This window comes from Rhodococcus sp. 06-1460-1B (genome assembly GCF_002258475.1).
In the GTDB taxonomy this organism is placed as follows: domain Bacteria; phylum Actinomycetota; class Actinomycetes; order Mycobacteriales; family Mycobacteriaceae; genus Rhodococcoides; species Rhodococcoides fascians.
This window is the reverse complement of sequence record NZ_NOYS01000042.1, coordinates 1-9009: the sequence shown is the minus strand read 5'-3', so window position 1 is coordinate 9009 and position 9009 is coordinate 1. Positions and strand designations below refer to the sequence as shown.

Genomic DNA, 9009 nt, shown 5'->3' with positions numbered 1-9009 from the left:
AACGCCCGGTCCCATTCCGAACCCGGAAGCTAAGCCCTCCAGCGCCGATGGTACTGCACTCGACAGGGTGTGGGAGAGTAGGACACCGCCGAACACAACATCCCAAAATGCCCCTGACCACCCGTGGTCAGGGGCATTTTGCATTCGAACCCACTACCCACAACAGTATTCGCCGCTCTCGTTGAACTGAACGCGCAGGCATCGACACCTGCACCCCAGTCCCATCACTCGCCATACGGACCGCTCGTCCCCTCGCCCCTTCGTCCCCTCGCCCCAGGGCCGCGAACGCGAGCGCGTGTGCCGGACGCGAGCAGAACAGCGACACCAGACTGCGGCCTGACAAACGCGCGCGCATTCGCATAGCACCTGAGGTGCCGGCACCACGTCGCCTCCGACAGTGCCGGACGTTCACTCGCAACACCCACCCCCCGTCGCATACGCGAGCGCATCGCGCAGACAAAGGGGATCGGTGATCCCCAGCCGTGTCGGCCGCTGAGACGCCACCCCCACCCCGTTCGCACACGCGAGCGCGTTTGCCACACGCGAGCAGAACAGCGACACCGGACTGCGCGTACCTGACAAACGCGCGCGCGTTCGCGTACACCGGGAAGGTCTACCGACCGATCGAATCGGAGTAGTCGGGCCACACTCCACCACTCGTTCGAGTGCGCCCCTGGAACGCCCAGCTGCACAACAATTCTCGAGCGCCGAATTTAATCAGTGGAGTTCGATGCCTCGGCAGTGCATGATCGTCGTACGGGTACATCGCATCGATCGTGGAGGTGGACAATGGCAGCAAATTTCGAGCTCGCAGGCCGGGACGTCGTCTACACGCGATCCGCGGCTAGTGCCGATCACGCTCTCTGAGTAGAGCTTTCGCGGATCGAGGCCGATGAGCCTCGACAACGACGCGTCGACTATTTTGCGCCGCACGGCTGTGCTCCGTGTGAGGCGTCCATTCTTTCTGTAGGAGAACAGATGTACTACGAACATGTCTTGAGTGAACATCGACAACGGGTTGCCCGGGGTGTCGAGAACTACGAACGGCGTCGCGTAGCAGCCGAGCGGGCTGCGGAAAGTGTTGCGGCACAAGAACAAATCGAGCCTGTTCAGGAATCGGTCGGGAAAACCACTGGGAACGACGATGGAACAGTCGGAAACGGTGACAGTTCTGAATCCGGTATCGGGTCCGGATTCGTCTCGGCACATCGCTGACCGGTCATCGTTTGACCAGATGTGAATATCGATCGCCGGCTGCGTCGATGAAGTCGCGCACGAACCAGCACGCAGGGACCACTTGGAGGCCCTGCGTGCTGGTGTCGTCGAGGGCGTATTCGGTGAGCGCGGCGGCCAGCCCTCGGCCGCGGAACCGAGGCAGTGTCACGGTGTGGTGGAAGGTTCGGACGCCGTTCGACTCGAAGTACTCGGAGTACCCGGCCGGCTCCGAGTCGACGTGAATCTCGAATCGGTGGGCGGCGGTGTCATGGGTGATCGTCACCGGCATTGCGGTACCTCCTGGCAGTGTTCGATGTCTCCACGGTAACCGGCAGCCGAACGGCGAAATTCCGGTAGTTACTCGAGCACGCATCGACGCAGTAGGCTGAGGGAAACCGAGTCGTGCGAGCGCCACCCGTCGCAACACCTCTCTTCATAAGTACGGGGCGCTCGAGGCTTAAGGCGGCAAACCGTGGAAGACACATCCGACCGGGGAATCAAGGCTTTCATCAGAACCGTCGCGCAGCGCGGTGGACGCGCGGAGCGTCTGACCACCTCGCGTCGCAATCCCGTTCAGGTCTGGTCGATGGACGGTAAGTCCTCGTGCATCGTGCGGGTGCGATCGAAGGTGACGGGCGACTGGAAGGCCCGCAGACAGGACGAGTCGCTCGAGAGCGACGACACGGGGTCGTCGTACTGGGTGTTCGTGGACCTGGCAACCGAGGAACCGCGGTTCTACATGGTGTCCTCCGAGGAGATGGCGTCGGATATTCGTGGAGAAGTGGATCTGTGGGTACAGGATTCGCCGCTGCGGACGCGAACCGGGCATCACGCCATTGCAGTCGACAGGGTGGCTCACGGCAGTGAACGCTGGGAACTGCTGGGACTGAGCGCCACCCTGGACACGTCCGTCGACGTCGGACCCGAGCAGACGTGGGTTCGCACGCCCAGGGTCAAAGCAACGCGGAAGTCCAAGGTCGTCGTCGAAGAGGAAGTGATCGACAACCGGGTACGGGTGGTGGCCGATTGCGAGGGATACCGGCTCAGCGGGCGATTCGACCCGCACACTCAGCGCCTGGAAATCACTGCCGGGCCGATGGAGGGTCGACGCTTCGACAACCCGTCCGTCGCCGCCAGTGCCGTCGCCACGCACATCAGTGGAGATGTCGAGGAGCGGGACGGCTGGCAGTTCTGGCAGTTGGACACTCCCGATCGCGCCCCTCTCGGTTCCTTTCAGTAAGAACTAGCAGGTGAACGCCATGATTTTGTGAGCTTTCACCAACTTCGCGCAACGTGCGGAAACCGTCGAAGTGTCTGATTAACCTGGCGCTTGTACGACGAGCTCCCTGTTTCAATCGCTGGGTCGAATCGATGCTCGAGAGTTCGTCTGTGCATCGGGTTTCGGGTCTCAGCGAGCTCGACGGTCGACAGTGCGAGGGGTGCTGTCGACCGTGGGGAGAGGTATTCACCATGGAGCAGTCATACCGAGCGGCATCCGCTCATTCGTCCCGCTTCCTTTTTCTCATCGCACAGTTCGTCGATCGGAGAATTCCGGCGGAGTTCTTCTCGACGCAGTTTCGAGAACTCCAGAACACGCGGGTGACGTACCTCGATGCAGAGGTGTCGTCGGTGATCGGGATGCTGTCGGTCGACGTCGGGGCGTATCTGGGAGACGTCGACCTTCGCGGCGTGGACTACATCGATGCGGAACAGCTGTGGCGTGCAGCCGGCCACGCGTTTCGTGACCTCATGACATTGCAGTCCGAGCAGTTCGAGCGCGAGGCCGGCTGATCGGCCACCGCAGCACGTCAGCGAAATCGATCACGGTGTCGCAGAAGGTCTTCCAGCCGGAAGCGTCGGTGGGTGCCACGCATTTCGATCGGTAGGTCTCCGGCGTCGGCCAAGCGCCGAACGTAGGTGTCGGAGACACCGAGTACCTCTGCCGCTTGCGAGGTCGTCAGCAGTTCTTCGACGGTTCCGATGGCCACAGCCCTGGCGGTGGCCAGCTGGGTGAGCAGTTCGAGCACCGCAGCGCGCGCGGAGTCGTCCAGGTCCACCGACTCTCCGCCGAGACGGACATCGACGTCCGTGTCCGCGTTCTCGTGCAGTGCCGTCGTGATTCGTGCGGCGGAGCGCGAACTCAGCGCGCGGGTGACGAATCGGAAGTCCATCCGACCAGGATAGGAGCGTCCGGTTCGCCTAGGCTCGGGACACCCACCATCCGAGGAGTGTTTCAGTGCCGCAGTTGTTGCACCTGGATTCGTCTGCCGACCTGTCCCGTTCGATCAGCCGTCGGGTGACAGCCCACTTCTCGGACGCGTGGCACAGCATCGGAACCGATCATTCGGTGATTCGCCGTGATCTGCACGCCAACGCTCTGCCGCATCTGCCGACCTCGGCACTGCATTGGGCACCGCACCTGCGGACTGCCGACGAGACCGTGGACGCGGCAGCCGAGGCTCTACAAGTCGAGCTGATCGAGGAACTGGTCTCCGCGGACGTCGTACTGATCGGTGCACCGATGTACAACTGGTCGATCCCGTCGACGCTGAAGGCCTGGATCGACTACGTACACGTTCCCGGCATCACGGTGCCGTTCGACGGCGACACAGCACCACTCGTCGGCAAGCCTGCGGTTGTGGTCACCAGTCGGGGGAACGAGTACACCCCGGGCTCGGAGGCAGCGTCGATCGACCACACCACGGGGCAGCTGCGGCAGGTTCTCGGCGCTGCACTGGGCATGGACGTGCATTTCGTCCCGATCGACCTGACCCTTGCCGAGCGGGTTGCCGGTCTGGCACCGAAGATTCCGCAGGCTCGGGCCAGCCTCGACGCGGCATTCTCGGCCGTCGACGAGCTCGCGCGGCGTCTGGGCACGATCTCGCCCGTGTGAGAGCCGAGTAGCCTGTCAGGGTGCAACCGAACGGCCCTGGTAGCGGCATCGAACGTGGACCAGGACGCCACCGGTTGGCGCGTCCGTCCGGCGACCACGCTGTTGCGCTGCGGATCGGCCGGGTGCTCGTCGCGACGGCGGCGGTGGCGTCCGTCGCAGTCAGTGGCGTCGGATTCGCGGTCTACCGGGAGGCAACCACCGGACTGACCACCTCCGATGCGCTCGACGGTATCGCGAACAACGATCCGGATGTCAACGGTGCCGACACCAACATTCTGTTGATCGGGCTCGACAGTCGTAAGGACATGGACGGCAACGATCTGCCGGCCGCGTTCGTCACCGACACCCTGCATGCCGGTGACAGCGACGTCGGGGGATACAACACCAATACGCTTCTGCTGGTGCATCTTCCGGCCGGCGGTGGACGAGCGACAGCGCTGTCGATACCGCGCGACGACTACGTCGACGTTCCCGGGTACGGCAAGCGCAAGATCAAGGAGGCCTACGGGCTCGCCAAGGCCGATGCCGACACCCAATTGCTCGACGAGGGTGTCACCGACGCGGCCGAGCGTGAGCGTCGGGCACGCGAGGCGGGCCGCCGCTCGACGCTGACGGCCGTTCGCGATCTCCTCGATGTGCCGATCGATCACTTCGCGGAAGTCAATCTTCTGGGCTTCTACGACGTGGCGACGGCAGTCGGCCCGATCCAGGTCTGCCTGAACAACCCGGTGCACGATACGTACTCGGGTGCGGACTTCCCTGCGGGTGCGCAGGAATTGAGCGCGACTCAGGCGTTGTCCTTCGTGCGTCAACGGCACGGACTCGACAACGGTGACCTCGACAGAACCAAGCGGCAGCAGGCGTTCGTGGCCGGGGTGATGGCCAAGCTCAGCGCATCCGGCGTGCTGGCGAACATCAGCGAATTGCGTGCGCTGATTGCGGGTACCAAGAACGACATCGTCATCGACGCAGGCCTCGACCCCATCGGCCTGGCCGGGGGAGCCGGTGCCGTCATGAAGGGTGATATCGACTTCTACACGCTGCCGATCACGGGCTACGACACCGTCGACGGTCAGGACGTCAATCTCGTCGACGTCGACGCCATCAGAGCCGAGGCAGCGCAATTGATCGGTCCTGCGCAGCCGACACCCGCAGCCCTCGATCCGACGTCGGATTTGGCACCACCACCGCTCGAGGTAGCCGTACCCGAGCCGTCCCAGGATCTACCTGCCGCCCCGGATCAGGGTGTGCACAGCAACGGCGGCATCCCCTGCGTCGACTGATCCCTGCATCGACTCGGTCAATGGATCGGCGTGCTCGACAGAACATCCATCAACTGCTTCTCGACGGCGGCGAACTGTGGCGTCGTCACGATCTCGAGCTCCCGGGGTCGAGGCAGCGGTACGTCGACCTGTCGTCGAACGTGGGCGGGTCGTGGCGAGAGGACCACAACCCGATCGGACAGGTAGACCGCCTCGCGGATGTCGTGGGTGATCATCAGCACCGTCCACCTGAACTCCGACCAGACCTGCTGCAGCCAGGCCTGCATGTCACTACGGGTCAACGAGTCCAATGCCCCGAAGGGCTCGTCCAACAGCAACACCGACCGTCCCTGCACCACGGTGCGCAGCAGTGCTGCTCGTTGCCGCATGCCACCGGACAGTTCGGACGGGCGAGCGGACTCGTACCCGTCGAGACCGAACACCGGGAACAACTCGCGTGCCCGCGCTCGTGCCTCCTTCTTGGCGACGCCTTGTACTTCGAGGCCGAGCGAGGTGTTGTCGAGCACCGATCGCCACGGGAACAGCAGGTCCTTCTGCGGCATGTACGCGCACGGCGGGACTCGGACCGAGCCCGAATCGGGTGTATCGAGGCCGGCGAGCATGTTGAACACCGTGCTCTTGCCCGACCCGCTCGGACCGATGATCGACACGAATTCACCGGGCCGGACGCCGAACGACACGCCGTCGAGTACCGGTTTTCCGCCGAACGATTTTCTCAGAGCCGAGATGTCGATGCTGTGCTCGAGATCAGACATTGTGCCCCGCCGACCCTTGACGTGCCCACGGGGCGACGACGCGTTCGACCACGAACGTCGAGACGAACAGGAGCACGCTGATCACCGCGGTGACGGCAACGGCTGCAAGAACCAAATCGGTACGGAACGAATTCTTCTGCTGACTCATGTAGATACCGAGTCCTGCTGTGGCTCCTGCGTATTCGGCAAAGATCGCACCGACGACGGCGTAGGTGATGCCGATGCGAAGCGAGGTGAAGAATCGAGGAAGTGCCGACGGCAGCCGTACGTAGCGGAACTGCTGCCAGCGGCCGGCCCCCATGGTGGCCAGGAGGGCTCGCGCGTCGCGATCTGCGGCGGCGAACCCCTCGATGAGCCCGATGGCCATGGGAAAGAACGTCGCCAGTGCGATCACGAGAATCTTCGGTAACAGTCCGAACCCGAACCAGATGATGAGCAGCGGTGCGATGGCGATGATCGGCAGTGTCTGCGAGACGACGAACAAGGGTACGAACGCACGGCGCAGCCACGGCGAGAAGTCCACGGCGATGGCGAGCAGCCAGGCCAGCACGAGAGAGACTGCGAAACCGACGAGTGTCACCTGCAGTGTCGCTGCGGCATTCTCGGAAATCGCCTCGCGTTGGGCCCAGCCCTGCGTGAGAACGCGGCCGGGGGAGGGCAGTACCTGTGGCCTGATGCCGCTGACCTCGACATAAATCTGCCACACCGCGATCGACAGGACGACGACGGTCACCGCGGGCCATGCCCACCGCAACGAAGCTCGGACACCGCTGAGCGAGAACGTTTCTCGCTCAGCGGTCACCGGCTCATCGATCGCCGAGGTAGTCATCGGTGAAATAGGTGGACCAGTCCGGTTCGGCGCTCAGCGGTGCACCGTTCTGATCGGTGAGTACCCCGCTGTCGTAGAGAAACTTCGAGTACGCGGTCCACGTGTCGATGCTCTGTCGTCCGACCTCGCCCGCGGAATCCTTCATGTACTTCTCTGCGAGCATCTTCTGACTCTCGAACACCAACGACTCGTCGGTGAACGTACCGGGATTGGCGTCGATCAGATCCTGAGCCGCCCTGTCCGGATCGTCCGCTGCGAGTTGGTAGCCACGCTGCAGCGCCTGCACGAACTTCTTCGCCTCGTCCGGATGTGCGGCCAGCCACGGTTCGTTCCCGTTGATGGTGATGGCGTAGGCGTCGGGGAACCCGTAATCGGTGTAATCGAAGTACTTCATCGGCGTTCCGCTGTGCTCCGCCTCGATGCCCTCCCACGCGAGGTAGGACACGGTGAAGTCCGCAGTGCCGGAGTACACCGCCTCGTAGGCCGATGTGCCGAGCACGACGGTCTCGTATTCGCCTGTGCCACCGTCGTTCTCGATGACCTGGCGGAGTCCGGCCTGCTCGCCGGATTCACCGAAACCGGCGTAGACCTTGCCGTCGAGTGCGCGTGGGCTCGCGATATCGTCCCGATCCGCACGCACTCCGATGCCGGTGGCCCAGTGCTGCAGTGGTGCGAGGACGGACACGGTCCGGGCGCCGGCCGATCTGGCGAAGACCGTCGAACTCTGGGTGCTGATACCGAATTCGGCGTTGCCTGCATCGACGAGCGTGTCTGCGGCCGTGTTGTTGTACGGCAGTACTTCCACATCGAGCCCGGCGTCGGCGAAGTAGCCCTCCTGAAGGGCGACGTAGAGGCCGGTGTGATTGGTGTTGGGAGTCCAGTCGAGGGCGAAACGGATGGTGTCGGAATCCGTCGACTGCGAGCAGCCGGCCATCACCGTGGTTGCGAGGACCGTCGCCACCATCACCGTGAGCAGTCGAGACGTTCTCATGCGTGCACCGGGCTCTCGGTCGATGGCCACGGAGTGGGGTGTAATGCGCTGTCCCAGAACATCAATTCGTACCTCGACGCAACGACGAAGGCGTCGATCATCTGCTCACGCTGCAGTTCCGTCGCAGAGTCGGCCGCGTCGTCGACGAAGCCCTTTGCGGCATCGACGATGGCATGGAATTCGGGTGCGTCGTAGTTGGCCACCCACTGTGCGTAGGGATGACCGGGATCGCGTGCGAGCACGGCCGTCGCCGCTCCGGCGAGCGAGCGGCCGACGTCGGCGTAGATCCAGAAGCACGGCAGAACAGCTGCCGCCGCAACGGGATACGGCTCGGTCGCGGCGACGGCCGTCAGGTAGGAGGTGTAGCCGAGGCATGCCGGTGAAGGCGTCGGCTTCTCGGTGGAGGACGGAAGAACGTCTCCGGTGAGCATGGCCTCGTGCGAGGCGGCCTCGTCCATCGCGCTCGCTGCAGCGCCGGCCCAGAAAGCTCCGGCCACCGGTGTCGGCGCGTGCGCTGCCAGCAGGGACAGCGACTTCACGTAGCCACCGAGATACAGCGAATCCTGTTCCAGATATCGACGGAACGCGTCGAGGGGAAGGGTTCCCGCACCGAGCCGGCGGAGGAATTCGAGATCGTCGATCGCGCGTCTGATGTGCGCGGATGCGTCCCAGAGTCGATCGGTGAAGCGGACCGGGTCCGCAGATACAACAGGCGTCATCGCCTTGACATCCCTTCGTCAGTATTACCTGCATCAGGTTCGGCGGGTTTGATCTCAGCATCCGCATCGGCGGACACACCCCGTGTCAGAACGTCAGTGACAGTAACACCGGTCACCATGTGCCGGTGTTACTGCCCCTTCACCTCGGCCTGGGTCTAGCTGTTCTTCCCTGGGACGTTGTGGACGGTCAGTCGCTCGATGGGTGACTTGCCGCCGATGCCTGTGTGGGGTCGGTGGTGATTGTAGTGATGGATCCAGTCTTGGTAGGTCGCCGCTCTGGCTTCGTCGGAGAGGTAGGTGTTCGCGTAGGCCCATTCCTGGTTG

11 protein-coding genes, 1 rRNA gene and 1 riboswitch are annotated in these 9009 nt (G+C 63.6%); of the genes, 5 read left to right on the top strand and 7 right to left on the bottom strand.

The annotated features are described in order from the left end of the window. Positions 1-94 (top strand): 5S ribosomal RNA (rrf, locus tag CH268_RS25305); the annotation flags it as partial. A 1125-nt stretch (positions 95-1219) separates the two neighbouring features. Here rrf and CH268_RS25295 read toward each other — a convergent pair. Then, positions 1220-1504 (bottom strand): GNAT family N-acetyltransferase, encoded by a 285-nt coding sequence (locus CH268_RS25295; RefSeq protein ID WP_027497965.1) that lies wholly within the window; start codon positions 1502-1504, stop codon positions 1220-1222. A 183-nt stretch (positions 1505-1687) separates the two neighbouring features. Here CH268_RS25295 and CH268_RS25290 point away from each other — a divergent pair, with 183 nt between their 5' ends. Next, positions 1688-2455: a hypothetical protein gene (locus CH268_RS25290; protein WP_032365542.1), complete on the top strand. Its 768-nt coding sequence runs from the start codon at positions 1688-1690 to the stop codon at positions 2453-2455. Positions 2456-2685: 230 nt separating this feature from the next. After that, positions 2686-3006, top strand: coding sequence for a colicin immunity domain-containing protein (locus CH268_RS25285; RefSeq protein WP_027497963.1), 321 nt, complete (start codon positions 2686-2688; stop codon positions 3004-3006). A 17-nt stretch (positions 3007-3023) separates the two neighbouring features. Here CH268_RS25285 and CH268_RS25280 read toward each other — a convergent pair whose 3' ends face one another. After that, positions 3024-3386, bottom strand: a complete 363-nt coding sequence (locus CH268_RS25280; RefSeq protein WP_094666226.1) for a helix-turn-helix domain-containing protein — start codon at positions 3384-3386, stop codon at positions 3024-3026. A gap of 65 nt (positions 3387-3451) precedes the next feature. Between CH268_RS25280 and CH268_RS25275 the strand changes: the two genes are divergently transcribed. Further along, the gene (locus tag CH268_RS25275; protein WP_094666225.1) at positions 3452-4108 is read left to right on the top strand and encodes an FMN-dependent NADH-azoreductase; all 657 of its coding nucleotides are present in this window, start codon (positions 3452-3454) and stop codon (positions 4106-4108) included. 20 nt (positions 4109-4128) lie between these two features. Next, complete coding sequence (locus tag CH268_RS25270; RefSeq protein WP_094666224.1) at positions 4129-5391, top strand: LCP family protein; 1263 nt, start codon at positions 4129-4131, stop codon at positions 5389-5391. Between the two features lie 17 nt (positions 5392-5408). Here the strand turns inward: CH268_RS25270 and CH268_RS25265 are convergent, their stop codons facing one another. The 5 genes from CH268_RS25265 to CH268_RS25245 form a co-directional block, all read right to left on the bottom strand. Next, entirely contained in the window at positions 5409-6146 is a 738-nt protein-coding gene (locus CH268_RS25265) for an ABC transporter ATP-binding protein (protein WP_094666223.1), read from the bottom strand. Further along, positions 6139-6975, bottom strand: a complete 837-nt coding sequence (locus CH268_RS25260; RefSeq protein ID WP_094666222.1) for an ABC transporter permease — start codon at positions 6973-6975, stop codon at positions 6139-6141. Before CH268_RS25260 ends, CH268_RS25265 begins: the two co-directional genes overlap by 8 nt. Beyond that, on the bottom strand, positions 6953-7939 hold the full coding sequence (locus CH268_RS25255; protein ID WP_052073693.1) for an ABC transporter substrate-binding protein: 987 nt from the start codon (positions 7937-7939) through the stop codon (positions 6953-6955). The genes CH268_RS25260 and CH268_RS25255 overlap by 23 nt, the downstream gene beginning before the upstream one ends. A gap of 23 nt (positions 7940-7962) precedes the next feature. Next, positions 7963-8685: a TenA family protein gene (locus CH268_RS25250; RefSeq protein ID WP_094666229.1), complete on the bottom strand. Its 723-nt coding sequence runs from the start codon at positions 8683-8685 to the stop codon at positions 7963-7965. Continuing rightward, positions 8679-8778: riboswitch (TPP riboswitch) on the bottom strand. (Overlaps the previous gene by 7 nt.) A gap of 62 nt (positions 8779-8840) precedes the next feature. Beyond that, on the bottom strand, positions 8841-9009 hold a 169-nt coding region (locus CH268_RS25245), incomplete at its 5' end, for an integrase core domain-containing protein (RefSeq protein WP_141215147.1).

Coding starts and splice junctions, on each gene's coding strand:
- CH268_RS25295 (WP_027497965.1), bottom strand. CDS start 1,504: ATGCCGGTGACGATCACCCATGACACCGCCGCCCACCGATTCGAGATT.
- CH268_RS25285 (WP_027497963.1), top strand. CDS start 2,686: ATGGAGCAGTCATACCGAGCGGCATCCGCTCATTCGTCCCGCTTCCTT.
- CH268_RS25280 (WP_094666226.1), bottom strand. CDS start 3,386: ATGGACTTCCGATTCGTCACCCGCGCGCTGAGTTCGCGCTCCGCCGCA.
- CH268_RS25265 (WP_094666223.1), bottom strand. CDS start 6,146: ATGTCTGATCTCGAGCACAGCATCGACATCTCGGCTCTGAGAAAATCG.
- CH268_RS25260 (WP_094666222.1), bottom strand. CDS start 6,975: ATGACTACCTCGGCGATCGATGAGCCGGTGACCGCTGAGCGAGAAACG.
- CH268_RS25255 (WP_052073693.1), bottom strand. CDS start 7,939: ATGGTGGCGACGGTCCTCGCAACCACGGTGATGGCCGGCTGCTCGCAG.
- CH268_RS25250 (WP_094666229.1), bottom strand. CDS start 8,685: ATGACGCCTGTTGTATCTGCGGACCCGGTCCGCTTCACCGATCGACTC.